Origin of the sequence: Microbacterium sp., from assembly GCF_044340635.1 — a bacterium.
Classification (GTDB): domain Bacteria; phylum Actinomycetota; class Actinomycetes; order Actinomycetales; family Microbacteriaceae; genus Microbacterium.
Genome location: NZ_JBIITF010000001.1, coordinates 310,951 through 332,889, shown reverse-complemented (window position 1 = coordinate 332,889; position 21,939 = coordinate 310,951). Strand labels below are relative to the sequence as shown.

25 protein-coding genes are annotated in these 21,939 nt (G+C 68.7%); 15 read left to right on the top strand and 10 right to left on the bottom strand.

Translation table 11 applies throughout. The features are described 5' to 3' along the window. Positions 1-54: 54 nt before the first annotated feature. Positions 55-450, top strand: a complete 396-nt coding sequence (locus tag ACIQ0W_RS01625; protein ID WP_396641133.1) for a VOC family protein — start codon at positions 55-57, stop codon at positions 448-450. A 10-nt stretch (positions 451-460) separates the two neighbouring features. Beyond that, a complete protein-coding gene (locus tag ACIQ0W_RS01620; RefSeq protein WP_396641132.1) occupies positions 461-1,279 on the top strand; it encodes an SDR family oxidoreductase in 819 nt (272 codons plus the stop codon). Between the two features lie 102 nt (positions 1,280-1,381). Here the strand turns inward: ACIQ0W_RS01620 and ACIQ0W_RS01615 are convergent, their stop codons facing one another. Continuing rightward, positions 1,382-2,404, bottom strand: coding sequence for an isopenicillin N synthase family dioxygenase (locus tag ACIQ0W_RS01615; protein ID WP_396641131.1), 1,023 nt, complete (start codon positions 2,402-2,404; stop codon positions 1,382-1,384). Between the two features lie 140 nt (positions 2,405-2,544). Here ACIQ0W_RS01615 and ACIQ0W_RS01610 point away from each other — a divergent pair, with 140 nt between their 5' ends. Beyond that, positions 2,545-3,315: a siderophore-interacting protein gene (locus ACIQ0W_RS01610; protein WP_396641130.1), complete on the top strand. Its 771-nt coding sequence runs from the start codon at positions 2,545-2,547 to the stop codon at positions 3,313-3,315. A 30-nt stretch (positions 3,316-3,345) separates the two neighbouring features. Here ACIQ0W_RS01610 and ACIQ0W_RS01605 read toward each other — a convergent pair whose 3' ends face one another. Genes ACIQ0W_RS01605 through ACIQ0W_RS01585 form a run of 5 tightly spaced genes read right to left on the bottom strand, consistent with a single transcriptional unit; the run spans position 3,346 to position 7,532 of the window. Further along, positions 3,346-3,819 (bottom strand): S-ribosylhomocysteine lyase, encoded by a 474-nt coding sequence (locus tag ACIQ0W_RS01605; RefSeq protein ID WP_396641129.1) that lies wholly within the window; start codon positions 3,817-3,819, stop codon positions 3,346-3,348. Further along, positions 3,819-4,988 (bottom strand): pyridoxal phosphate-dependent aminotransferase, encoded by a 1,170-nt coding sequence (locus ACIQ0W_RS01600; protein WP_396641128.1) that lies wholly within the window; start codon positions 4,986-4,988, stop codon positions 3,819-3,821. Before ACIQ0W_RS01600 ends, ACIQ0W_RS01605 begins: the two co-directional genes overlap by 1 nt. Before the next feature lie 2 nt (positions 4,989-4,990). Next, on the bottom strand, positions 4,991-5,659 hold the full coding sequence (locus tag ACIQ0W_RS01595) for a methionine ABC transporter permease (RefSeq protein ID WP_396641127.1): 669 nt from the start codon (positions 5,657-5,659) through the stop codon (positions 4,991-4,993). Then, a complete protein-coding gene (locus tag ACIQ0W_RS01590; protein WP_396641126.1) occupies positions 5,659-6,687 on the bottom strand; it encodes a methionine ABC transporter ATP-binding protein in 1,029 nt (342 codons plus the stop codon). Before ACIQ0W_RS01590 ends, ACIQ0W_RS01595 begins: the two co-directional genes overlap by 1 nt. Then, positions 6,684-7,532: a MetQ/NlpA family ABC transporter substrate-binding protein gene (locus ACIQ0W_RS01585; RefSeq protein WP_396641125.1), complete on the bottom strand. Its 849-nt coding sequence runs from the start codon at positions 7,530-7,532 to the stop codon at positions 6,684-6,686. The genes ACIQ0W_RS01590 and ACIQ0W_RS01585 overlap by 4 nt, the downstream gene beginning before the upstream one ends. Positions 7,533-7,705: 173 nt before the next feature. On the opposite strand from ACIQ0W_RS01585, the gene ACIQ0W_RS01580 reads away from it, so the two are divergent. Further along, positions 7,706-8,125, top strand: coding sequence for a GNAT family N-acetyltransferase (locus tag ACIQ0W_RS01580; protein WP_396641124.1), 420 nt, complete (start codon positions 7,706-7,708; stop codon positions 8,123-8,125). Between the two features lie 22 nt (positions 8,126-8,147). On the opposite strand, the gene ACIQ0W_RS01575 is transcribed toward ACIQ0W_RS01580, so the two are convergent. Beyond that, a complete protein-coding gene (locus ACIQ0W_RS01575) occupies positions 8,148-8,966 on the bottom strand; it encodes a shikimate 5-dehydrogenase (RefSeq protein WP_396641123.1) in 819 nt (272 codons plus the stop codon). 201 nt (positions 8,967-9,167) lie between these two features. Here ACIQ0W_RS01575 and ACIQ0W_RS01570 point away from each other — a divergent pair, with 201 nt between their 5' ends. Continuing rightward, the gene (locus ACIQ0W_RS01570) at positions 9,168-9,887 is read left to right on the top strand and encodes an acyl-CoA synthetase (protein WP_396641122.1); all 720 of its coding nucleotides are present in this window, start codon (positions 9,168-9,170) and stop codon (positions 9,885-9,887) included. Next, entirely contained in the window at positions 9,884-10,177 is a 294-nt protein-coding gene (locus ACIQ0W_RS01565; protein ID WP_396641121.1) for an amino acid transporter, read from the top strand. The genes ACIQ0W_RS01570 and ACIQ0W_RS01565 overlap by 4 nt, the downstream gene beginning before the upstream one ends. A gap of 14 nt (positions 10,178-10,191) precedes the next feature. Here ACIQ0W_RS01565 and purB read toward each other — a convergent pair whose 3' ends face one another. Both purB and ACIQ0W_RS01555 read right to left on the bottom strand, forming a co-directional pair. Continuing rightward, positions 10,192-11,574 (bottom strand): adenylosuccinate lyase, encoded by a 1,383-nt coding sequence (purB, locus tag ACIQ0W_RS01560; RefSeq protein WP_396641120.1) that lies wholly within the window; start codon positions 11,572-11,574, stop codon positions 10,192-10,194. Further along, positions 11,571-12,116: a low molecular weight protein-tyrosine-phosphatase gene (locus ACIQ0W_RS01555; RefSeq protein WP_396641119.1), complete on the bottom strand. Its 546-nt coding sequence runs from the start codon at positions 12,114-12,116 to the stop codon at positions 11,571-11,573. The genes purB and ACIQ0W_RS01555 overlap by 4 nt, the downstream gene beginning before the upstream one ends. A gap of 132 nt (positions 12,117-12,248) precedes the next feature. Between ACIQ0W_RS01555 and ACIQ0W_RS01550 the strand changes: the two genes are divergently transcribed. Together ACIQ0W_RS01550 and ACIQ0W_RS01545 are read left to right on the top strand one after the other, a co-directional pair. Further along, positions 12,249-12,572 (top strand): hypothetical protein, encoded by a 324-nt coding sequence (locus tag ACIQ0W_RS01550; RefSeq protein ID WP_396641118.1) that lies wholly within the window; start codon positions 12,249-12,251, stop codon positions 12,570-12,572. Further along, positions 12,565-13,947: a hypothetical protein gene (locus ACIQ0W_RS01545; protein ID WP_396641117.1), complete on the top strand. Its 1,383-nt coding sequence runs from the start codon at positions 12,565-12,567 to the stop codon at positions 13,945-13,947. The genes ACIQ0W_RS01550 and ACIQ0W_RS01545 overlap by 8 nt, the downstream gene beginning before the upstream one ends. Here the strand turns inward: ACIQ0W_RS01545 and ACIQ0W_RS01540 are convergent. After that, entirely contained in the window at positions 13,904-14,311 is a 408-nt protein-coding gene (locus ACIQ0W_RS01540; RefSeq protein ID WP_396641116.1) for a phage holin family protein, read from the bottom strand. The genes ACIQ0W_RS01545 and ACIQ0W_RS01540 overlap by 44 nt on opposite strands. Before the next feature lie 64 nt (positions 14,312-14,375). On the opposite strand from ACIQ0W_RS01540, the gene ACIQ0W_RS01535 reads away from it, so the two are divergent. The 7 genes from ACIQ0W_RS01535 (at position 14,376) to ACIQ0W_RS01505 (ending at position 21,932) form a co-directional block, all read left to right on the top strand. Beyond that, on the top strand, positions 14,376-15,488 hold the full coding sequence (locus tag ACIQ0W_RS01535) for a histidinol-phosphate transaminase (RefSeq protein WP_396641115.1): 1,113 nt from the start codon (positions 14,376-14,378) through the stop codon (positions 15,486-15,488). A 5-nt stretch (positions 15,489-15,493) separates the two neighbouring features. Further along, positions 15,494-16,624 (top strand): thiamine pyrophosphate-dependent dehydrogenase E1 component subunit alpha, encoded by a 1,131-nt coding sequence (locus tag ACIQ0W_RS01530; protein WP_396641114.1) that lies wholly within the window; start codon positions 15,494-15,496, stop codon positions 16,622-16,624. Between the two features lie 14 nt (positions 16,625-16,638). Next, entirely contained in the window at positions 16,639-17,604 is a 966-nt protein-coding gene (locus tag ACIQ0W_RS01525; RefSeq protein WP_396641160.1) for an alpha-ketoacid dehydrogenase subunit beta, read from the top strand. A 28-nt stretch (positions 17,605-17,632) separates the two neighbouring features. Next, positions 17,633-18,958, top strand: a complete 1,326-nt coding sequence (locus ACIQ0W_RS01520; protein ID WP_396641113.1) for a dihydrolipoamide acetyltransferase family protein — start codon at positions 17,633-17,635, stop codon at positions 18,956-18,958. Between the two features lie 252 nt (positions 18,959-19,210). Further along, the gene (locus ACIQ0W_RS01515) at positions 19,211-20,233 is read left to right on the top strand and encodes a metal ABC transporter solute-binding protein, Zn/Mn family (protein WP_396641112.1); all 1,023 of its coding nucleotides are present in this window, start codon (positions 19,211-19,213) and stop codon (positions 20,231-20,233) included. Further along, the gene (locus ACIQ0W_RS01510) at positions 20,230-21,045 is read left to right on the top strand and encodes a metal ABC transporter ATP-binding protein (protein WP_396641111.1); all 816 of its coding nucleotides are present in this window, start codon (positions 20,230-20,232) and stop codon (positions 21,043-21,045) included. Before ACIQ0W_RS01515 ends, ACIQ0W_RS01510 begins: the two co-directional genes overlap by 4 nt. Continuing rightward, on the top strand, positions 21,042-21,932 hold the full coding sequence (locus ACIQ0W_RS01505; protein ID WP_396641110.1) for a metal ABC transporter permease: 891 nt from the start codon (positions 21,042-21,044) through the stop codon (positions 21,930-21,932). The genes ACIQ0W_RS01510 and ACIQ0W_RS01505 overlap by 4 nt, the downstream gene beginning before the upstream one ends. The last annotated feature ends 7 nt before the right edge of the window (positions 21,933-21,939 follow it).

Sequence of the window (21,939 nt, the reverse complement as noted above, 5' to 3'; positions counted from 1 at the left end):
AACACTTCGGCCGCCGCTCTGGCCGATCGTCGCCGGGGGTTCTAGGCTCACACGATGACCGGATTGGTGCCGTACCTGAAGTTCGATGGCCGTGCGCGTGAGGCGCTCACGTTCTACCGCGACGTCTTCGGCGGCGAAATCGAGATTCACACGTACGCCGACCTCGGCAATGAGCAGGGATTGCCGGATGGTGTGGCCCACGGCATCTTGACCGGCCCTGTTGCGCTGTTCGCGTCGGACGTCGCGGGTGATGAGGCATCGTTCGACACCGCCGGGTTGATGTTCGCGCTGCTCGGCACGGCCGACCCTGCGACCCTCGAGGCGTGGTTCGCCGCGCTCGCCGAGGGGGGCACGGTGAGCGATCCGTTGCAGGAGCGCCCCTGGGGTGCGCACGACGGGCAGGCCACAGACCGATTCGGGGTGCCCTGGCTGATCGGCTACGAGGACTGACGCACCCGCCATGACGAACACGCCCGTGCGGTTCGCGAACGCCCACGTGCTGATCACCGGCGGTGGGAGCGGCATCGGACGCCTGATGGCGCGTGGGGCCGCCGGTCGGGGCGCTCGCGTCACCATCTGGGACGTGTCGGAGGAGCGCGGTCGGGCCGTCCGTGACGAGATCCGCTCGAGCGGTGGACGTGCCGAGGCGGTCGCCCTCGACATCACCGACCGTGCCGCGGTCGACCGTGCCGCGGTGCAGACCGGTGCCGTCGACATCCTCGTGAACAACGCCGGCGTCGTGACGGGCAAGCGACTCCTGGATGCCGACCCCGAGGCCATCCGGCGGACCTTCGAGGTCAATACCCTCAGTCTCTACTGGATGACGCGGGCCTTTCTCGGGGGCATGATCGCGCGTGACCGCGGCACGGTCGTCACCATCGCGAGCGCGGCGGGCCTCGTCGGTGTCGCGCGGCAGACCGACTACTCCGCCAGCAAGTTCGCGGCGTTCGGGTTCACCGAGTCGCTGCGCGCCGAACTCGCGGCCGACCGGAGTCGCGTCGGAACACTCGTCGTCTGCCCGTACTACATCAACACGGGCATGTTCGCGGGCGTCACAACGAAGTACCCGTGGCTGTTGCCGATCCTCGACGAACAGGACGTCGCTACCCGCATCCTCGACGCGGTCGAGCGCGGAAAGCGCCAGCTCGTCCTGCCCCGGTTGGTCCGGTTGATCCCGGGTGTGCGGATGCTTCCGGTCCCGGCCTTCGACGCCGTGTTGAACACGCTCGGCATCAACAAGACCATGGACCACTTCCGCGGTCGCGCCGGCTCACGCTGAGCGGATCTGCGTTCGTGGGTCGGAGATCCGGGCGGCGTCGGAGCATGCGTGCCCAATTACGCGGCAGTTCCGACGTGCCCTATCAGCGCCCGGAGGCGCTCGTCACCGCTTCGCGGCCGCGAGAAGATCCGGATGGTGGATCTCGGCCACGTCGGGGTGGGCCCGCAGCCGCGACTTCAACTGGTTCTCGCCGTAGGAGCCGTGGATGACGTTCGTCGGATCCTGCTCGATTCCCCGGGCGGCGGCGCCGTACTCGGGCGCCATGTCCAGCCGAGGGACCACCGCGTCGAGACGCGGGTTGAAGAAGAACGGAACGGAGATGCGCTCGGACCCCTCGGCGGGAGCGATGACGCGGTGCACGGTCGCGCGCAGGTAGCCGTCGGTGGCCCACTCGAGCAGTTCGCCGATGTTGACGATCAGTGCTCCGGCCTGGGGTGGCACGTCGTGCCACTCCCCCTGGTACTCGACCTGCAGGCCGCCCGCATCGGGCTCGATCCACAGGAGCGTGAGCACGCCGGCGTCCTTGTGGCGGCCAACACCCTGACGAGAGCTCGCGTTCTCGGGCACTCCGGGGTAGCGGGCGACCTTGATGTGGATCGACGGCTTGTCCGCGAAGATGTCGAGGAGCTGTGCGGGATCGGCGCCCAGCGCCTCTGCCCACGCGGCGAGCAGCCGCCGACCGATCTGTTCGAGGCGCTCACGCCACTCTTCGATCACGGGGCGGAGTTCGGGAAGCGCGCTCGGCCACTGATTCGGGCCGTCGAGGCGCAGGTAGGCGGGGTCGTCGGGTCCGAGTTCCGGAGCCTCGCGGCCGGGACCGATGTCGATCTGTTCGCGCCAGTCGACCTTGCCTTGCGTGAGTTCGCCGCCGACCCGCGCGTAGCCGCGGAAGTACGGCGACTTGAGGTTCTCGATCTCGAGCTTCTGCTCATCGGGCAACGCGAAGAACGCGCGGGACGTCGACAGCAGGCGTGCCTGTAGATCGTCGGGGATGCCGTGGCCGACGAGCGTGAAGAAGCCCACCTCGTGCGTCGCGCGGCGCAGTTCGTCACGGAATTGCTCGGCCGCCGCGGGTCCCTGGTCGAGCAGCGAGAGGTCGAGAACGGGAATCGGCGTGGCACTCATGCATACGACGCTAATTGGCTGCGGACGGGCCGCGGCGAATTGTTTCAGAGAGTGACGTGCGAGCGGCACGTGTAGACGTCCGGTGCGTCGATCCGCGCTGCCCCACCCCGTTTACCGCTCGGCGGCGGTAGCGTCGAGGAATGGCCCTCGCATCCCGTACGTCCAGCCGTTCGCCGCGACCCGCTATCGATCTGACCGTCGTCGCCAGCACCTGGCTCACGCCGCAGCTGGTGCGCCTGACGCTCGGCGGAGCCGGGTTCGCGCACTTCGAGGATCGGCCCGAGACCGATAAGTACGTCAAGCTCATGTTCACCGACGCCGACGCGCTCATCGTCACGCGCACCTACACGGTGCGTCGGGTGAACCACGAGGCGCAGACGCTCGACATCGATTTCGTCGTGCACGGGGACGAAGGCCTGGCCGGACCGTGGGCCGCTGAAGCGGCCCAGGGGGCGTCACTGCGGCTGATGGGCCCGGGCGGCGGATACACGCCGAACGCCGAGGCGTCCTGGTACCTGTATCTGGGCGATCTCTCCGCTGTGCCGGCCATTGGCGCCGCGCTCGAGGCGCTGCCCGCCGACGCCGTCGGGGTCGCCTACATCGAGGTCGATTCGGACGATACCTCTCTCGCTCTCGAAGCGCCCGCGGGTGTGGAGGTGCACTGGGTCGTCAATACGGACCACGCCACGGAGGCACTCGCCGACCGCGTTCGTGCCATGCCGTGGCGCCAGGGGACGGTCGACGTCTTCGCCCATGGGGAGCGGGAATCGATGAAAGCCCTCCGCCGGGCGCTGTTCGAGGATCGCGGGCTCGATCGCGGCCAGGTCTCGCTCTCGGGCTACTGGGCGCGCGGCCGGACTGAAGAACGCTTCCAGGCCGAGAAGCGTCAGCCGATCGGGCAGATCCTCTAGCCGCGCGCCCACCGCACGTTCGGCTGGGGCTCAGACGCCGACGCGGGCGAATGCGTCCTGGCTGATGCCCTCATCGAGCACGACCCTCGCCCACTCGCGGGCGCTGTGCAGCGAGTGATCGCGGAAGTTGCCGCACTCGATCGCCGAGACACCGGGGATGTCGGCCTCGACGGCCTCGTCCGCGATGAAGCTCAAGGCTCCGGTCAGAGCGGCCACGACATCCGGAATCTCGGGTTCGCCCCACATCAGCAGGTGGAAGCCCGTGCGGCAGCCGAACGGCGAGATGTCGATCACGCCGTCGATACGGTCGCGCAGGAGCCCCGCGAGCATGTGCTCGAGCGTGTGCAGGCCCGCCGTGGGGATCTCACCCGCGTTGGGCTGGACGAGACGAACATCGAAGTTGGTGATCGTTCCGCCGCCCGGCCCGTGCTCGACGCCGATCCGGCGGACGTACGGGGCGAGCACGGCGGTGTGGTCCAGGGTGAAGCTCTCGATCTCGGCCATCAGTTCCTCCTAGCGAACGCCGCGAGGCGCTCGATCAATTGACGAAGCGTGTTCTCATCGTGCACGAGTCCGATGCGGATGTGCCCGCGTCCCCGGGCGCCGAAGCCATCACCGGGTGCGACGGCGACTCGTTCCTCTTCCCGCAGACGCCGGGCGAAGTCGACCGCGTCCTGATCTCCGGGCAGGCGGACCCACACGAAGAAGGTGCCCTCGGGAGCCGCGACATCCCATCCGATCGCGCGCAGACCATCCACCACGACGTCGCGTCGGCGCTGATACAGCGTGACGAGGTCCTCAGCGGCGGATTGATCACCGTCGAGCGCGACGGCGGCGGCCTCTTGCGTGGCCCCGAACATGGTGCTGAACGCGTGCGACTGGTACCGCTTCATGGCGGCGATGACCGAGGCGTTGCCGGCGGCGAATCCGACGCGCCATCCGGCCATGCTGTACGTCTTCGACAGGGTCTGCACCTCGACCGTGACGTCGAAGTCACGGTCGACGGAGAGTGCCGATAGTGGGCGGTTGCCGTCGAACCCGAGCGACGAGTACGCGAAGTCGTGGACGAACGCGGCGCCCGTCCTCTTCGCGAACCCGACGGCCGCGTCGAGGGTGGCGCGCGAGGCGAGCGCCCCGGTCGGGTTGTTCGGGTAGTTGAGCACCAGAACGCTGGCCGCCGAGACATGCGCCAGTGCGTCGAAGTCCGGCTGGTAGCGCGGGGGTTCGAGTGGCAGGGGAACGACGGATGCCCCGGCCAGGTCGGCCGCGGAGGTGTAGATCGGATAGCCCGGGTCGGGCAGCACGACGTTCGTGCCCGGATCCGCGATCGCGAGGACCGCCGCCATGAAGCCCTCGTGCGAGCCGTGGAAGATCGCGACCTCGGTCTCGGGGTCGACCTCGACGCCGTGGTCCTCGCGATATCGGAGTGAGATCGCTTCGCGGATGCTCGGTCGCCCGGCGTAAGACGGGTAACGATGGTTGCGGGGATCGGCCACCTCGCGCTGCATTGCGGCGATGATGTGTTCCGGCGTCGGCTGGTCGGGATTGCCCTTCGAGACGTCGATCACCGCGGGTCCGGGCTCGGCCGCGAGGCGTGCGATCTCGCGGTCCATCCCTCCCCAGAAGTTGACCGGGAGGGCTGCGACGCGGGCGGCAGGGGCGAATTCGCGCATGCCTATCGCCTCCTGTATCGCCGCGCGACGCCCGTGCCGAGCATCTGGATACCTTGCACCAGGATGATCAGGGTCACGCACGTGATGACCATCGCGAAACCGTCGTAGCGCTGGTAGCCGTACGACAGGGCGAGGTCGCCGATACCGCCGGCGCCGACGGTTCCGGCCATTGCCGTCGCATCCACGAGCCCGACGCTCGCGATCGTCAGGGCGAGGATGAGCGAGCTGCGCGCCTCGGGCAGCAGGAAGCGCCAGAAGATCTGGAACGGCGACGCACCCATCGCCCGTGCGGCCTCGATGACGCCCTGCGGGACCTCGAGCAGCGAGTTCTCGACGAGCCGGCCGATGTACGGCGCGATCATGACGGTCAGGGGCACGATCGCGGCCCAGACGCCGATGCTCGTGCCGACGAGCAGCCGCGTGAACGGCAGGATCGCGACGAGCAGGATGATGAACGGCAACGAGCGGATCAGGTTGACGACGATCCCGAGGATCAGATTGACGGGACGGTTCGGCAGCACTCCCCCGGGACGCGTCAGGGCCAGCACCGTGCCGATCGCGATGCCGAGCACCGATCCGAGGGCGAGTGCGACGCCCAGCATCTGCAGGGTCTCACCGAGAGCCGTCAGGAAGATCTCGGGGGTGATCAGCGTCCATTTGTCGTCGTTCATCACACGACCTCCTCGACGTGCGCAACGCGGGCCTCGAGGAACGCGTGCGCCGCGGCGACCTGCTCGGGCGTGCCGGTGACCTTCAGGATCATCTGCCCGACGGTGTGGTCGCGGATCTCGGTCATATCGGCGTGCAGCATGTTGATCGAGACGCCGATGCCGGTGATCAGGTCCGAGACGAGGGGTTGGGTGACCTGGTCGTCCACGAGCAGCAGTCGCCAGAGACCGTCGCCGCCCAGGTGTTCGACCACGCGTTGCGGGATCCCCTGTGGGATGACGGTGGTGACGAAGTCTCGCGTGATGTCGGCCTTCGGGTGCAGGAACGTCTCGAGCACGGTGCCCTGCTCGACGACCTCGCCCGCGGCCATGACGGCGACCTCTTCGGCGAGGTCCTTGATGACATCCATCTCGTGCGTGACGACGAGGATCGTCGTGCCGTACTCGCGGTTGATGCTCCGCAGCAGCTCGATGATCTGACCCGTCGTGGTCGGGTCGAGGGCGCTCGTGGCCTCGTCCGACAGCAGGATCTTGGGGTTTCGCACGAGTGCTCGCGCGATTCCTACACGCTGCTTCTGTCCGCCCGACAGCTCGCCCGCGTGATTGTCGGCCTTTTCGCCGAGGCCCACGAACTCGAGAACCTCGTCGGCACGGGCCCGGGCGGCGGTTTTGCCGACGCCGTCGAGACGGAGGGGCAGGGCGACGTTGTCCCGAACTTTGACGGTCTCGAGCAGGTTGAACTGTTGGAAGATCATGCCGGTGCGCTTCTGAGCCGTGCGCAGGCGAGCCCCCTGCAGGGACCCGACATCGATGCCGTCGACGACGACGCGACCGGATGTCGGATGCTCGAGGCCGTTCACCAGGCGGATCAGTGTCGACTTGCCCGCACCGCTGTACCCGATGACGCCGTAGATCGTGCCCGGCGCGACCTCGAGCGAGACGCCGCGAAGGGCCGCGGTGTCCGCGGCCCTTCCGGTGAACGTCTTCGAGACATCCTCGAAGACGATCCTTCCCTCTGCGGGAGTGCTCAACTGAACCAGGCCGGCAGGTTGTACCCGTCGTACTGCGAGTTCGACTCGATGTACTCGATGAACTCGGGCGATTCATAGGCCGCCTTGATGGCGAGTGCCCAGTCCGACTCGAGGTCGTCTGCGCGCACGGTCACGACGTTCGAGAACTCGATGGGCTGGTCCTCGAGCGCGAGCGCGTCGTTGTAGTCCAGGTCACCGGCGACGATGAAGTTGCCCTGGATCGTGGCGTAGTCCACGTCCTGCAGCGCCGGCACCTGCTGTGCGTTCTCGATCGGGGTGATGTCGAGGTTCTTCGGGTTCGACGTGATGATCGACAGGTCCGCCGTGTTCGGGTCGTCGACGTCCTCGAAGTCGATCCAGCCGATGTCGCGCAGGATCAGCAGGCCGCGGTAGAGGTTCGCGGGCGAGTTCGGCACCGTGACGGTCGCGCCGTCCTGCACGTCCTCGATCGACGTCGACTTGCCGCCGAACAGCGCCATGCGGGGCGTCGGAATCTGCACGAGCGCGGCGTTGTCGATGCCCTCCTGAGCGTTCACGAAATCCATGTACACGGGGTGCTGCATGATGTTCGCGTCGATCTCGCCGGTCGAGACGGCGACGTTCACGACGATGCCGTCGGTGAAGTCCACGTACTCGACGCTGTAGCCCTCGTCCTCGAGGATCGGCAGGATGCCGCCCTCGAACATCTCCTGGTACGGGCCGGGGTTGAACCCGATCTTGACTTCGGTCTTGTCGGCCGCCGGCGCGCCGGACTCGGACGTCGTCGCTCCCCCGCTGCACGCGGCCGTCGTCAGGACCAGTGCCGCGGTGGCGGCGCCGAGCAGGGCGGTACGGATGAGCTTCATGGTCGTCCTTTGCTGTGGGTTCGGGACGCCTCGATCCCAGGGTTCCTGGGACACCGGCGCGCTGAAACCGTAACCGGGAGAGCGTCCCGGCGCGGATTCGCGTCGTCACACTTGGCAACACAGCGGACGGAATCCGTTGCGGGCGATCCTCCGGCCCTGGATACCCTCGGGTGATGGACGCCCGATTCCGCTTTTCGACCGACCCGGAAGACATCGATCGCGAACTCGTGCACCGCTGGTTGAGCGAACAGGCGTACTGGGCGCTCGGGCGTGCGCGCTCCGTGCAGGAAGCCGCGATCGACGCGTCCCGGAACTACGCCGTGGTCGACGACGAGTCCGCGGCGCAGGTGGCGTACGCGCGCGTCGTGACAGACGGGGCGACTTTCGCGTGGTTGTGCGATGTGTTCGTCGCCCCGGGCGTGCGTGGGCTCGGCGTCGGTGTCGGTCTGATCGAGGGGGTCGTCGCGGACCTGGAGCCGCTCGGCCTGCGCCGCATGGCACTGTCGACGGCCGACGCTCACGGCCTGTACGAGAAGTTCGGCTTCGGTGCGCTCGAGCGCCCCGAGCAGTGGATGGTGCGATTGCAGGGCTGACGGTCGACCGCGACGGAGAGGCTCAGGCCACGAGTCGAGAGAATGCCGCGGCACGCTCGACCTGGTCACGCGTGGGCGTGATGCCCGTGTACCGCTCGAACTGCCGCGCCGCCTGCAGCGCAACGACCTCGGCACCCGTGATGACCCCGAGGTTTCGTCGCCGCGCCGCGCGGATCAGCGGCGTCTCGGAGGGGAACGCCACGACGTCGAAGACGGCGCTTGCGGCCGCGATGTGCTCGTCGGAGAACGACTGAGCGGAAGCATCCGCGCCGTCCATCCCGAGCGGGGTGACATTGACGAGCATCGCGTGACCTGGCTCGGGATCCGTTGCGACCCAGCGGTACCCGTACTTGTCGGCCAGTGCACGACCGGCGGCCTCGTTGCGTGCGAGCACCGTCAGGTCGTCGAAACCCGCGCCGCGGAACGCCGCGACGACGGCCTTGGCCATGCCACCCGAGCCCCGCACGACGACCGACTGCGCCCGGTCGACTGCATGCTCGGCGAGCAGGGCTTCGACGGCCTCGTAGTCGGTGTTCGACGCGGTGAGCGTGCCCGCGTCGTTCACGATCGTGTTCACCGATTCGATCGCCTCGGCGGAGGCCTCCATAGCGTCGACCAGCGGGATTACGGCCTCCTTGAAGGGCATCGACACGGAACAGCCGCGGATGCCGAGGGCGCGCACTCCCCCGATCGCGCCCGCGATGTCGTCGGTCGTGAAGGCCTTGTAGATGAAGTTCAGGCCGAGCTCGTCGTAGAGGAAGTTGTGGAAGCGGGTCCCCAGGTTGGACGGGCGCGCCGCCAGCGAGATGCACAACGTCATGTCTTTGTTCAGGATCGGCATGGGTTCATTCTGCCGCCGACCCCGCGGAGAGCCGTCGGCTCGGTCGAGATGGGCTCCATCGGTGGATGTGGTCCACCGACACGGCCCGACTCGACCGAGTCGTGCATCCGGGCGCCGCGGCAGGCCCCGGGTAGCGCCGGGGACCCGCTCCCCGCGACGATCTAGACTGGAAGCATCCCCGTTTCGAAACCAGGTTCCACCGTGTCCACCGCCACTCCCGCGCCATCCGCAGCTGCGCCGCGCTTCGCGCTTCGGCACGTGCAGCTCGCGCGCGCCGGAATCGCGGCGATCGCTGCGATCATGGTGACCTTCTCGTCCGACCACTCCGCGGCCGTCGGGCTCTCGGTCTTCAGCGGTTTCGCAATCGTCACGGGCCTGATCGAGCTGGTGTCGGCCTGGCTGACCTACCCGGCCGGTCGCCGCGCCGCGCCCCTCGCGCTCGGCGCGCTGTCGGTCGTCGCGGGGATGCTCGCCGGGATCTTGGTCTGGCGTTCCACGACGTTCTTCTTCGCCCTTGTCATCTCGTGGGCGCTGGTCACGGGCCTGATCGAGGCTATCGGGGCGCTGCGCGAGCGCCGCTCCCCCGCCCTACGGGCCGAGGCGCGGGATTCGCTGGTCACTGGTGCCCTCACGGTGCTCCTCGGTCTCGGGCTGCTGCTGGTGCCCGCACAATACGTTCTGACGTACAGCATCGAGAATCCGACCACTCAGGCGAATGACGAATTCACGCTGACCGGGATCATCATCGCGGTCGGGATCTTCGGCGGCTACGCGGCGATCATCGCGGTCTTCCTCGGAATCGCGGGCTTCTCGCCCCGCCGAGACGTCGTCGACGGAGGATCCCTCGACGCGGATGTCACGGGCACAGCCACGCCGGATGCCCGCACTGCGCCGGCTCGGCGCGAGGAGGAGACGGCATGACCGATCGACCCACCCGCCGCGAGCTCATGCGCCCCGTCCAGCTGCTCGGCATCGCGTTTGTCTGCGCTGTTTTCGCCGGGGTTGTGACCTTCGTTTCGACCGGCGGCTTTCAGCCCAGCGTGGGTGCGCTCGCGCTGCCGCTCACCGCCATCATCGGCGGTGTGACGTTCATCGTCGTGCTTCTCGGGCTCTCGCTGCTGCTGCTCGCGGTCGACCCGGCGCAGGTCGAGAAGCCCATCGACCGCGCCGTGCTCCTCGACGATGAGCCGAACGATCCGCCGCGTTCCTGACGCGTCGTGCCGGCTCAGACCTCGCGGTCGATGAGCTCCATCGCCAAGCCCGTATACGTCGCCGGCGTGAGGGCGAGCAGCCGTGCCCGCGCTTCCTCGCCGATGTCGAGCCCGCGCACGAACTCGGCCAGATCGGCGGCGTTCACGCGACGGCCCCGAGTCAGTTCCTTCAGCAGCGCGTAGGGGTCGGAGATCGTCGAGCGACCCGCGACGACCTCGGCACGCACGACCGTCTGAATGGCCTCGCCGAGCACCTCCCAGTTGGCGTCGAGGTCGGTCGAGAGCAGGTCCTGCGCGAGCGCGATCTCGTCGAGACCACGGCGCAGGTTGTCGAGCGCAAGCAGCGAGTGGCCGAACGCGACGCCGATGTTGCGCTGCGTCGACGAATCCGTGAGGTCGCGTTGCAGGCGGCTCGTCACGAGCGTCTGCGAGAGCGAGGCGAACAGTGCGCCCGCGATCTCGAGGTTCGCCTCGGCGTTCTCGAACCGGATCGGGTTGATCTTGTGCGGCATGGTCGACGAACCCGTGGCACCCGCAATCGGGATCTGCGTGAAGTAGCCGAGCGAGATGTACGTCCAGACATCCGTCGCCAGATTGTGCAGGATGCCGCCGGCGTGGCGCGCGCGGTCGTACAGCTCGACCTGCCAGTCGTGCGACTCGATCTGGGTCGTGAGCGGGTTGAAGCCGATGCCGAGCGACTCGACGAACTCGCGCGCGACGAGCGGCCAGTCGACGTCGGGGCCGGCTGCGAGGTGGGCGGCCCACGTGCCGGTCGCCCCCGAGAACTTACCGAGGTATTCGGATGCCTCGATCGTCCGCTCGACCCGTGCCAGGCGTGAGGCGAACACGGCGATCTCTTTGCCCATCGTCGTGGGCGTAGCGGGCTGTCCGTGCGTGCGCGAGAGCATGGGGGCCGCGCGGTGCTCGACCGCCAGTTCGTCGAGGCGTTCGCGTACCGCGGAAAGGGCCGGCAGCCAGACGCGCTCGACGGCGCGCTGCACCGTGAGGGCGTAGGCGAGCGAGTTGACGTCCTCGCTCGTCGCGGCGAAGTGCGTCAGCTCGGCGATGCGGTCGAGTCCGAGCGTCGCCAGCCGGTCGCGCACGAGGTATTCCACGGCCTTCACGTCGTGACGGGTGATCGCCTCGCGCTCGGCGAGCCAGGCGATCTCGTCCGCGCCGAAGGATCGGTACAGCTCGCGCAGAGCATCGCGCTCGGTGTCGGCCAGCGGAGAGGTGCCGAAGAGTGACCGGTCGGTGAGTGCCAGCAGCCACTCGACCTCGACCTCGACCCGCGCGCGGTTCAGGCCCGCCTCGGACAGATACTCCGCGAGGGGCGCGACGACGCCTCGGTACCGGCCGTCGAGGGGACTCAAGGGCTGGGGGGGAAGGGACGTCACGGGGATGCTCCGAACGGGAAGGCGGCGGCGCGCGATCCCGGGCGAAGGGCGGGTTCGAGCTGGCGGAAGAGCGACCTGGTCGCCTCCTCGATCATACCGAGCACGTCATCGAACATTTCGGTGGCCGCGTAGTACGGGTCCGGAACATCCAGCGTCGTGGGGTTGGGGAGGAACCCGAGCAGCAGGGCGACCTTGTCGGCATCCTCTTCCGTGCGTGCCCATCCGCGCAGGATCCGCTCGTGGCTCCGGTCGAGCGCCACCACGAGGTCGTTGACGTCGAACGTGTCGGCCGTGAACTGGCGGGCTCGATGGCGGCTGCCGTCGTATCCTCGGCGCTGCAGGGCCGCGAGCGTCCGCTCGTCGCCCTGCTCGCCCACATGCCAGTCGCCCGTGCCTGCGCTGCTCGAGGCGACGCGTGCGCCATGACCCGAGGCATCCGCGAGCTGCCGGAAGACGACCTCGGCCATCGGCGAGCGACAGATGTTTCCCGTGCAGACGAACACGACGCGGAAGGGCGCTGAGGCGTCCAGGTTCCGCGTCATCCGCCCATTCTGCCCGTCCACCCCTCTCGGCGCACTCTTCGCCTCTCCTCCCCAGGGGCCGGAGGGCGCCCGGAATCCCCCATTCGAGCGCCACGTACGGGAGTGGGACCCCGGCACGGCCACGCTGAACCGGTGCCCGCTGCCGCTTTCTCCCGCTCGCCGCCGCCCGACCGCGAGTACGACGCCTCGGATGCGTGGCTGGTCGACCTGGTGACGGCGGCGCTCACGCTCGTCCGGGCCGTCGCCGCGGAGTCGGAGTCGGTCGCTGCCGCGCTGCTCGCGCTCGAAGCAAGCGTGTCGTGGGAGGGCCCGGCGGCTCGAGACTTCCGTCGCCGGGCCGGTGGTCTCTCCGCCGACGGGACGGCCAGCTCGGCTGCGCTGGATGCGCTTGTCGCCGACATCCGCGCCCTGCGCAACCGGGTGTGGACGCTGACGGAGGAGGCGCCCCGTGCCTGATGACCTCGACATCCGCTCGAGCGGTGCCGCCGCGATCGACACCTCCAGTTTGCGTAGCGCCGCCGACGCGGGGCGGGCGCTGGCCAACCGGCTGCGCTGCATGGACGCATCACTCGACATCGCCGCGGGATTCATCGCGTCGGTGCCGGGACTGCGTGCGGCCCGCGAGGTGCAGTACGAACTGGCGCGTGAGGCGCGTCGGGTCGACCAACTGGCGGAGGACTGCGAGCGGCTCGCGGCCGCGCTCGACCAGTCGGCCGACCTGTACGAACTGGTCGAGGTCCATGCCGCGTGGCGCCTCTCGCAACACGGCGAAGCCGAGCTCGCGGCCCTCGAATCCCGGGCGGGCGTGCTGGGTGCGCGGCTGTGGGGCGTATCCGGCTCGGCCGCGGCGTTCGACATGCTGGTGCGAACGGGTGCGTTCGGGGACGGCGACAGCGGCGGCGCGCTCCGGATGCAGGCGGCCCTGGGTGCCGGTCTGGTCGGCGGAGCGTGGGCAGCGCCTTTCGGGTTCGCGCTCGTCGCCGGCGTGCAGCTCGCCGCAGCGCGAGCCAGCGACATCCGCGCGAACGCCATGCGGGTGCCCGCCGCATCCGCTCCCCCGTCGCCCGCCATCAGTGCGGGGGTCACCACCACGCCCCTGCGCCGGATGGCGGCCGCTCCTGTCGCGGGATTCGCCGACGCCGGAAAGCGCCTCTCCGGCCCCGAGGGAACGCGCATCCGCGTCGAGCGATACACCATGCCGAGAGGCGGACGCGAGTGGGTCGTCTACGTCACCGGCACCCAGAGCGTCGCGTTCGATGGTCCCGAGCCGTTCGACATGCGATCGAACCTCGCGCTCTACGCAGGCCAGGATGCCGCGGCCAGCGCCGCCGTTCGCGCCGCGCTGGCCGATGCCGGAGTGCGCCCCGGGGAGCCGGTGCACGCCGTCGCCCATTCGCAGGGCGCGATGGCGGCGGGACTCCTCGCGCGGGAGAGTGAATACGACGTCCGCACGCTCGTGACCTTCGGCGCCCCGACCACGGATCCCCTTCCACCGGACGTCACGGCCGTCACGATCCGCCATACCGACGATCCTGTGGCCGCGCTCGCCGGTTCGTCGCCGGCCGCCGACCGCGGCGCGCCGGGCGGTTTCGTGGCCGAACGAATGGCGGACCCGCTCCCGGGCCTGCACGACGTCACGATGCCCGCGCACGCCCTCAGCTCCTACGTCGCAACAGGCGCCCTGCTGGATGCGTCGGCCGACCCGCGCGTCCGGGGAATCGACGCGCTGTGGGACCGGCTGGGCCGAGCGGACGCCGTTCAGGCCACGGATTACGGCGCGCGACGCGTCAGTCGCGCCGACGCTGGCGCTGGCGCTGGGGGCGCAGGATGATGCCGAAGATCCCGTTGATCACGGCGATGATCAGGGCGGCCAGAACGCCCCACCAGAAGTCGCCGACGGTCAGGCCGAACCCGAACCAGGACGTGACCCAGGCCGTCAGCCACAGGAGGAATCCGTTGATGATCAGGGAAATGAGACCGAGGGTCAGGATGTAGAGCGGCAAAGCGATGATCTTGACCACCGTGCCGATCACGGTGTTCACGACCGCGAAGATTGCGGCGACGAGCAACAGCGTCAGCACGAGCTGGAGCGTCTCCCCCGGGGCGAAGGGGGTGACCCTCACCTGCAGATCCGGAATCAGTGTCACGACCCAGATCGCGAACGCATTGATGACGACACGGACGATGAATCGCATGACCCCGAGTCTCCCACGGCGGGCATCCGCGCGTCTCCCCCACCCTCCTCGTAGACTCGACCGGGTGACCGACTCCCCCGCCGCTCCCGTGCGACTCCGCCCCGAAATCGCTGCGCTGCCTGCGTATCGACAGGGCAAGCAGGCGGATGGCTCGGCCCACAAGCTCTCCAGCAACGAGAATCCCTTCGGCCCCCTTCCGGGGGTGCTCGAGGCCATTGCCGCAGCCTCCGGCATCAACCGGTACCCGGACGCGACAGCCGGTCGACTCCGAGCCGCGCTCGCCGCACGTTTCGGGGTGGCGGAGGACCGCGTGCACGCAGCCGCGGGAAGCGTGGCGATCCTCGCGCAGCTGATCGCCGCTGCCGCCGGTCCCGGCGACGAGGTGCTCTATGCCTGGCGGTCGTTCGAGGCCTACCCCTCCCTCGTCACGGTCGCGGGCGCGACGAGCATCACCGTGCCGCTGACGGCCGACGGGCGCCACGACCTCCCGGCGATGGCGGCGGCGGTCACCGAGCGGACCCGGGTCGTGATCGTCTGCACGCCCAACAACCCCACCGGGCCGACCGTGCGCCGCGACGAGTTCGACGCGTTCCTCGCCGCGCTCCCCCGCGACCTGCTGGTGCTGCTCGACGAGGCGTACGCCGAGTTCGTCACCGACCCGGACGCGGTGAACGGTCTGGGCGTCACCGGATACCTGGACCAGCCTCAGGTGGTGGTGCTCCGCACCTTCTCCAAGGCCTACGGTCTGGCGGGACTGCGGATCGGGTACGCGGTGGGCGATGCCTCCATCCTCTCCGCCGCGCGCAGCACGGCCATCCCCCTGTCCGTCACGGCACAGGCGGAGGCGGCCGCCCTGGCCAGCCTCGAGGCCGAGCCGGTTCTGCGCGGTCGTGTCGCAGAGCTCGTGGAGCGGCGCGATCGCCTCGCCGGGGGCTTGCGGGCCCTCGGTTGGCGTGTGCCCGAGGCGCAGGGCAACTTCGTCTGGCTGGCGACCGGGCCGGAGACGGCTCGGACGGCCGAGGTATTCGAGGAGGCCGGCTTGATCGTACGACCGTTCGCGGGCGAAGGCGTGCGCATCTCCGTCGGCGAAGAGGAATCTGTCGAGAAGGTCCTACGCGTCGCGGCATCCGTTGTGCAGAACCTCCCGGAGGACCATCCGGCACGGACGTTAGCGTAGGGCAGGTGGATCCGCTCGAAGCACCCGACGTCGTGCGCGTACTCGCCGCAGACGGAACGTTCGCCCCGACCGCGTCGGCCGAGCCCTACCTGGCCCTGATCGATTCCCTCTCCGAGGATGATCTGCAGGGCTTCTATCGCGACATGGTGGTCATCCGCGCCTTCGACCGCGAGGCGACCAACTTGCAGCGTCAGGGCCAGCTCGCTCTGTGGCCGCCGAGCTTCGGCCAGGAGGCGGCGCAGGTGGGATCCGCTCGCGCGACCCGTCCGCAGGATCACGTCTTCCCGTCGTACCGCGAGCACGCCGTGTGCATGATCCGCGGGGTCGACCTGGTCGACATCATCAGCGTCATGCGTGGACACTCTCATGGCGGATGGAACCCGAGGGATCCCCGCAACGGCAACACGAACATCTACACGCTCGTGCTCGGTTCCCAGACCCTGCATGCCACGGGCGTGGCGATGGGGCTGGGGCTGGACGGCCTGAGCGGCTCGGGCGACCCGGAGCGCGACAAGGCCGTCATCGTGTACTACGGCGACGGCGCATCGAGTCAGGGCGACGTGCACGAGGCGATGGTCTTCGCCGCGAGCTATGCGACACCCGAGGTCTTCTTCCTGCAGAACAACCGCTGGGCCATCTCGGTGCCCGTCGCGACGCAGTCCCGCACGCCGCTGGTCAACCGCGGCCAGGGCTACGGGATGCCGAGCATCCAGATCGACGGGAACGACGTACTCGCGAGCTATGCCGTCACGCGTATCGCGCTCGACGAAGCGCGCTCGGGTCTGGGCCCCCGCGCGATCGAGGCGATGACGTACCGGATGGGCGCGCACACGACCAGCGATGACCCGACGAAGTACCGCACGGGTGACGAAGAATCCACGTGGGCCGGACGCGACCCCATCATGCGCATGCGGGCATATCTCGAGGGGCGCGGGGCATCCGACGCCTTCTTCTCCGACGTCGAGGAGCAGGCCCACGCGCTCGCCGAAGATACGCGCTTGCGGACGCCGACGCTTCCGCTGCCGACGGTGGCGTCGATCTTCGAACACGTATACACCGAGCCGCATCCGCTGATGCAGGAGCAGCTCGCCTGGGTCCAGCAGTACGAAGCCTCGTTCGAGGAGGGTGACGCGTGAACGCGCCCCAGAACATGCCGCTCAGCAAGGCCCTCAACGCCGGGCTGCGCAAAGCGATGGAGCGCAGCGACCGCGTGCTCATGATGGGCGAGGACATCGGGCCGCTGGGCGGCGTCTTCCGCATCACCGAGGGGCTCCACGCAGAATTCGGCGCGAACCGCGTGATCGACACCCCGCTGGCCGAGTCCGGAATCGTCGGCACCGCGATCGGTCTCGCCATGGGCGGATTCCGGCCGGTGTGCGAGATCCAGTTCGACGGATTCGTCTACCCGGCCTTCGATCAGATCACGTCGCAGCTCGCGAAGATCACGAACCGCATGCAGGGCGCGCTGAGCATGCCCGTCGTGATCCGCATCCCCTACGGCGGACACATCGGCGCGATCGAGCACCACCAGGAGAGCCCCGAGGCGTACTTCACGCACACCGCCGGCCTGCGGGTTGTCAGTCCATCGACACCGAACGACGCCTACTGGATGATTCAGGACGCGATCTTCTCCGATGACCCCGTCATCTTCCTTGAGCCGAAGAGCAAGTACTGGCAGAAGGGCGAGGTCGACCTGACTTCTCCCCCCGTGGGCCTGCACGAGAGCCGCCTCGTTCGACGGGGAACGGATGTGACCCTCGTCGGCCACGGCGCGATGGTCACGACGCTCCTTCAGGCCGCTGCTCTCGCCGAGGCCGAGGGGGTCAGCTGCGAGGTCATCGACCTGCGCTCGCTCTCCCCCGTCGACTACGGGCCGATCCTCGATTCCGTTCGCTCAACCGGCCGTATGGTCTACGCGCAGGAGGCGCCGGGCTTCACGAGCCTCGGGAGCGAAATCGCGGCGACGGTCACCGAGCGCGCGTTCTACTCCCTCGAGGCGCCGGTACTGCGCGTGTCGGGCTTCGACGCGCCGTTCCCCCCGGCGAAGCTCGAGGGCACATACCTCCCCGACGCCGACCGCGTCCTCGAGGCCGTCGACCGGGCCCTGGCATACTGAGCCCTGGTTCCCGCGGAAAGGACCCCGCATGAGCACGCAGACGTTTCTCCTCCCCGATGTCGGTGAGGGCTTAACCGAGGCCGAGATCGTGAGCTGGCGGGTCGCGCCGGGTGATGAGGTGAAGGTCAACGACGTCCTGGTCGAGATCGAGACCGCGAAGTCTCTCGTCGAGCTGCCTTCTCCGTTCGCCGGCACCGTGGGTGAGCTGCTCGCGGGGGAGGGCGACACCGTCAACGTCGGAGCGCCGATCATCACGATCGGCGAGGCGGGCGCCGATGCACCACCGCCGAGCACCGCGCCTACCGAGGTCGGAGAGGCCACGGGCGGCGCCGTGCTGGTGGGGTACGGAACGGGCGGAGCGGTGACATCGCGCCGGCGCAAGACGGCGGAGCGTCCGGTGGCGGCATCCGTCGGTGCCGTGGCGAAGCCGCCCATCCGCAAGTTGGCTCGCGACCTCGGGGTCAACCTGAGCGACGTGGCCGCCAGCGGAGACGCGGGCGAGGTGACGCGTGAGGATGTCGTTCGCCACGCGTCGCAGGCGAGCGTCTTCCGCAATATCGAGACTCCCGAGTGGGGAGCGGTGCGGGAAGAGACGATCCCGGTTCCCGAAGCGGCGCCCGCGGTGAGCAGCCCGAAGGCAGCCCCGATGGACTCCCGCGAGGAGTCCATCCCGGTCCGCGGGGTTCGCAAGGCCACCGCCACGGCGATGACGAGCAGCGCATACACCGCGCCGCATGTATCGGTTTGGGTGGACGTGGACGCATCGCGCACGATGGAGCTCGTCAAGCGCCTCAAGACCTCGCCCGATTTCGCGGACGTCAAGGTCTCGCCCCTGTTGATCATGGCTCGCGCGGTCATCTGGGCGGTTCGCCGCACTCCCATGGTGAATGCGGCATGGGTTGACACCGAGGAGGGCGCACAGATCCGTCTGCGCCACTACGTGAATCTGGGTATTGCCGCTGCGACTCCGCGTGGCCTGCTCGTTCCCAACGTCAAGGACGCGCAAGAACTGAATATGCGTGAACTGGCACGTGCGCTCGAGAAGCTGACGTTGACCGCGCGCGAGGGGAAGACGACGCCCGAAGATCAGCGCGGCGGAACCGTCACGATCACGAACATCGGGGTGTTCGGCGTTGATGCCGGTACGCCCATCATCAATCCGGGCGAGGTCGGAATCGTTGCGCTCGGCGCGATCCGCCAGAAGCCGTGGGTCGTCGACGGCGAGGTTCGGCCCCGCTGGGTGACGACGGTGTCGGGGTCGTTCGATCACCGGGTGGTGGACGGCGACGGCGTATCGCGCTTCATCGCCGACATCGCTTCGGTGCTCGAAGAACCCGCGCTGCTGCTCGACTGACCGGCTCCGTCCCGCCCACCCATCTCCCGCGCGCGCCCGGCGCCGCTCGTGTGCGTCGAATGAACGCCATCTCCCGCGTGCGCCCGGCGCCGCTCGTGTGCGTCGAATGAACGACGTGCGCGCGAGTGCACGGCTTCGGTGTGGTGCATAGGGCGTGCACTCGCACCGAAGCCGCGCACTCGGCGGCGACGGGGGGATCACGGAGGTCGCGCTTAAGTTGAGAATGATTATCATGCGGGTTAGGCTCGAGGGGTGAACTCGAACCGTCGCCTGCTGCCCATCGTCGCCCTTTTCGCCGTTTCTGCGCTCGCCCTCGCGGGGTGCGCGGGTACGAGCCCCGGTGGCGGGGCATCCGCGGGCGACGGACGCATCCAGGTCGTCGCGTCGACGAGCGTCTACGGGCAGATCGTCGAAGAAGTCGGGGGAGAGGCGGTGGAGGTGACCTCGATCATCACCTCGACCGGCCAGGACCCGCACTCCTTCGAGGCAACCGCCCAGGACCAACTGGCGGTATCGCGGGCCGACCTGATCATCGAAAACGGTGGGGGGTACGACTCTTTCATCGACTCCCTCATCGAGGCCAGTAACGCGAGCGCGCACGTCATCACGGCCGCCGAGTACTCGCACGACTGGCCGGAGAATGACGGTCACGCGGACGAGGAGCACGCGGACGAAGAGCACTCGGACGAGGCGCACGCCGAAGAAGAGCACGCCGAAGACGAAGATCACGCCGGCCACGATCACATCGAAGGTTTCAACGAGCACGTCTGGTACGACCCGCACACGATCGAGCACGTCGCCGAGGCGATCGCCGAAGAGCTGAGCGAACTCGACCCCGAGGGCGCCGAGACGTTCGAGACCAACGCCGCCGCATTCGTCGAGCAGATCGAGGGTCTCGAGGCGTCGCTCGCCGAGATCGAGGCCTCCGATGCCGGTGCCGAGGTCTTCGTCACCGAGCCCGTGCCCGTGTACCTGATCGCCGCCGCGGGGCTCGTGAACGTCACGCCGGAAGAGTTCAGCGAGTCCGTCGAAGAGGGCCAGGATGTCCCGCCCGCGACGCTCCTCGAATCGCTCGACCTGATCGAGTCGGGCACCGTGCGCGTCGTGATCGCGAACTCGCAGACCGGGGGAGCGGAGACCACGCAGGTGATCGATGCCGCCGAGGGTCGGGACATCCCGGTGCTCGAGTTCTCCGAAACGCTTCCGGAGGGCCAGACTTACATCTCGTGGATGCAGCAGAACATCGGCGCCCTGGCGGGCGCGCTCGCGGGGTGAGCGCCGACCATCCGCTCGTCATCGAGAACGCTGCCCTGCGTCGAGGTGACCGCGAGCTCTGGGCGGGCCTGGATCTGAGCGTCCGCGCGGGCGAGTTCATCGCCGTGCTCGGGCCGAGCGGCTCGGGCAAGACCACCCTCCTGCGGGCCATTCTCGGTCTCGACCGGCTGAGCGAAGGGACGATCACCGCTCTCGGCGAGCGTGTTCGCCGGCCGGGCAATCGGCGCATCGGGTACATCCCCCAGCAGCGCCCGCTCACCCGCGATGCAGCGCTCCGCGGTCGCGATCTCGTGGGCCTCGGGGTCAACGGTCACCGCTTCGGCATCCCGATTCCGCGGCGAGCCGATCGCGACCGCGTGGACCGACTGATCGAAGCCGTGGGGGCATCCTCCTTCGCCGATCGTCCCGTCGGAGATCTCTCCGGTGGCGAGCAGCAGCGGCTGCGCGCAGGCCAGGCGCTCGCCGACGATCCGCGGCTGCTGCTCTGCGATGAGCCGCTGACCAGCCTCGATCTCGCCAATCAGCAGGCCGTCACGTCGCTCATCGACCGGCACCGGCGTGAGACGGGTTCCGCCGTGCTGTTCGTGACCCACGACATCAACCCCGTGCTGAGTCGCGTCGATCGCATCCTCTACCTGGCCGGAGGGCGCTTCACGCTCGGAGCTCCCGAAGAGGTCATGGACTCGCGCGTGCTGTCCGATCTGTACGGAACGGAAGTGTCGGTGATCCGTGCGGGGAACCGCCTGATCGTGCTCGGCGCTCCGGACGCAGCCGAGGCGGACCACCATCACCACGACGAGGACGCGCTATGAACTGGGCTGACGTCTGGGATGCGATGTTCGGTGGCCTGGCCGACTACGGCGACATCCTCGCCCTCGTGTCGAACTCCGTCATCGCGGGCGCGGTACTCGGGCTCGTCGGTGGCTTGATCGGCGTCTTCATCCTGCAGCGGGACATGGCGTTCGCCGTGCACGGCATCAGCGAACTGTCCTTCGCGGCCGCCGCCGCCGCTCTGCTGATCGGCGCGGACGTCGTGATGGGGTCGATCTTCGGTTCTCTCATCGCGGCGGGATTGATCGGATGGCTGGGCGCCCGCGCACGCGATCGCAACTCGATCATCGGGGTGCTGATGCCCTTCGGGCTGGGCCTCGGCATCTTGTTCCTGTCGCTCTACAGCGGTCGCAGCGCCAACCGCTTCAGCCTGCTGACGGGCCAGATCGTCTCCGTGCAGTCGGGGCAGCTGGGCTGGCTCATCGGCATCAGCCTGGTGGTGCTCGCCGGAATCGTGCTCATCTGGCGGCCGCTGCGCTTCGACTCGCTCGACCCGCAGTCGGCGGCGGCGCGCGGGGTGCCGACGACCGCTGTCTCGCTGCTGTTCATGCTTCTGCTCGGCCTGATCGTCGCCGTCAGCGTGCACATCATCGGCGCCCTGCTGGTCATGGCGCTGCTGGTGACCCCCGCGGCGGCGGCCATGCGCATCGCCTCCGGTCCGCTGTCGGTTCCCCTCCTGGCCGCGACGTTCGGGTTCGTCTCCGCGGTCGGAGGCATCCTTCTGGCGATCGCGGGAACGCTTCCCGTGAGCCCGTACATCACGACGATCTCGTTCGCGATCTACGTCGTTTGTCGACTCGTCGGAAGCCGCCGCGAGAGGGTCACTCGGGCCCCGCGTTCGGGAACCTCCAAGCCGGCACACGCCTAGACTTCTC

What these genes read in the sequence shown, in the direction of transcription:
- ACIQ0W_RS01625 (WP_396641133.1), top strand. Translation starts at nt 55, where the DNA reads ATGACCGGATTGGTGCCGTACCTGAAGTTCGATGGCCGTGCGCGTGAG.
- ACIQ0W_RS01620 (WP_396641132.1), top strand. Translation starts at nt 461, where the DNA reads ATGACGAACACGCCCGTGCGGTTCGCGAACGCCCACGTGCTGATCACC.
- ACIQ0W_RS01615 (WP_396641131.1), bottom strand. Translation starts at nt 2,404, where the DNA reads ATGAGTGCCACGCCGATTCCCGTTCTCGACCTCTCGCTGCTCGACCAG.
- ACIQ0W_RS01610 (WP_396641130.1), top strand. Translation starts at nt 2,545, where the DNA reads ATGGCCCTCGCATCCCGTACGTCCAGCCGTTCGCCGCGACCCGCTATC.
- ACIQ0W_RS01605 (WP_396641129.1), bottom strand. Translation starts at nt 3,819, where the DNA reads ATGGCCGAGATCGAGAGCTTCACCCTGGACCACACCGCCGTGCTCGCC.
- ACIQ0W_RS01600 (WP_396641128.1), bottom strand. Translation starts at nt 4,988, where the DNA reads ATGCGCGAATTCGCCCCTGCCGCCCGCGTCGCAGCCCTCCCGGTCAAC.
- ACIQ0W_RS01595 (WP_396641127.1), bottom strand. Translation starts at nt 5,659, where the DNA reads ATGAACGACGACAAATGGACGCTGATCACCCCCGAGATCTTCCTGACG.
- ACIQ0W_RS01585 (WP_396641125.1), bottom strand. Translation starts at nt 7,532, where the DNA reads ATGAAGCTCATCCGTACCGCCCTGCTCGGCGCCGCCACCGCGGCACTG.
- ACIQ0W_RS01580 (WP_396641124.1), top strand. Translation starts at nt 7,706, where the DNA reads ATGGACGCCCGATTCCGCTTTTCGACCGACCCGGAAGACATCGATCGC.
- ACIQ0W_RS01575 (WP_396641123.1), bottom strand. Translation starts at nt 8,966, where the DNA reads ATGCCGATCCTGAACAAAGACATGACGTTGTGCATCTCGCTGGCGGCG.
- ACIQ0W_RS01565 (WP_396641121.1), top strand. Translation starts at nt 9,884, where the DNA reads ATGACCGATCGACCCACCCGCCGCGAGCTCATGCGCCCCGTCCAGCTG.
- ACIQ0W_RS01555 (WP_396641119.1), bottom strand. Translation starts at nt 12,116, where the DNA reads ATGACGCGGAACCTGGACGCCTCAGCGCCCTTCCGCGTCGTGTTCGTC.
- ACIQ0W_RS01540 (WP_396641116.1), bottom strand. Translation starts at nt 14,311, where the DNA reads ATGCGATTCATCGTCCGTGTCGTCATCAATGCGTTCGCGATCTGGGTC.
- ACIQ0W_RS01525 (WP_396641160.1), top strand. Translation starts at nt 16,639, where the DNA reads ATGCCGCTCAGCAAGGCCCTCAACGCCGGGCTGCGCAAAGCGATGGAG.
- ACIQ0W_RS01520 (WP_396641113.1), top strand. Translation starts at nt 17,633, where the DNA reads ATGAGCACGCAGACGTTTCTCCTCCCCGATGTCGGTGAGGGCTTAACC.
- ACIQ0W_RS01505 (WP_396641110.1), top strand. Translation starts at nt 21,042, where the DNA reads ATGAACTGGGCTGACGTCTGGGATGCGATGTTCGGTGGCCTGGCCGAC.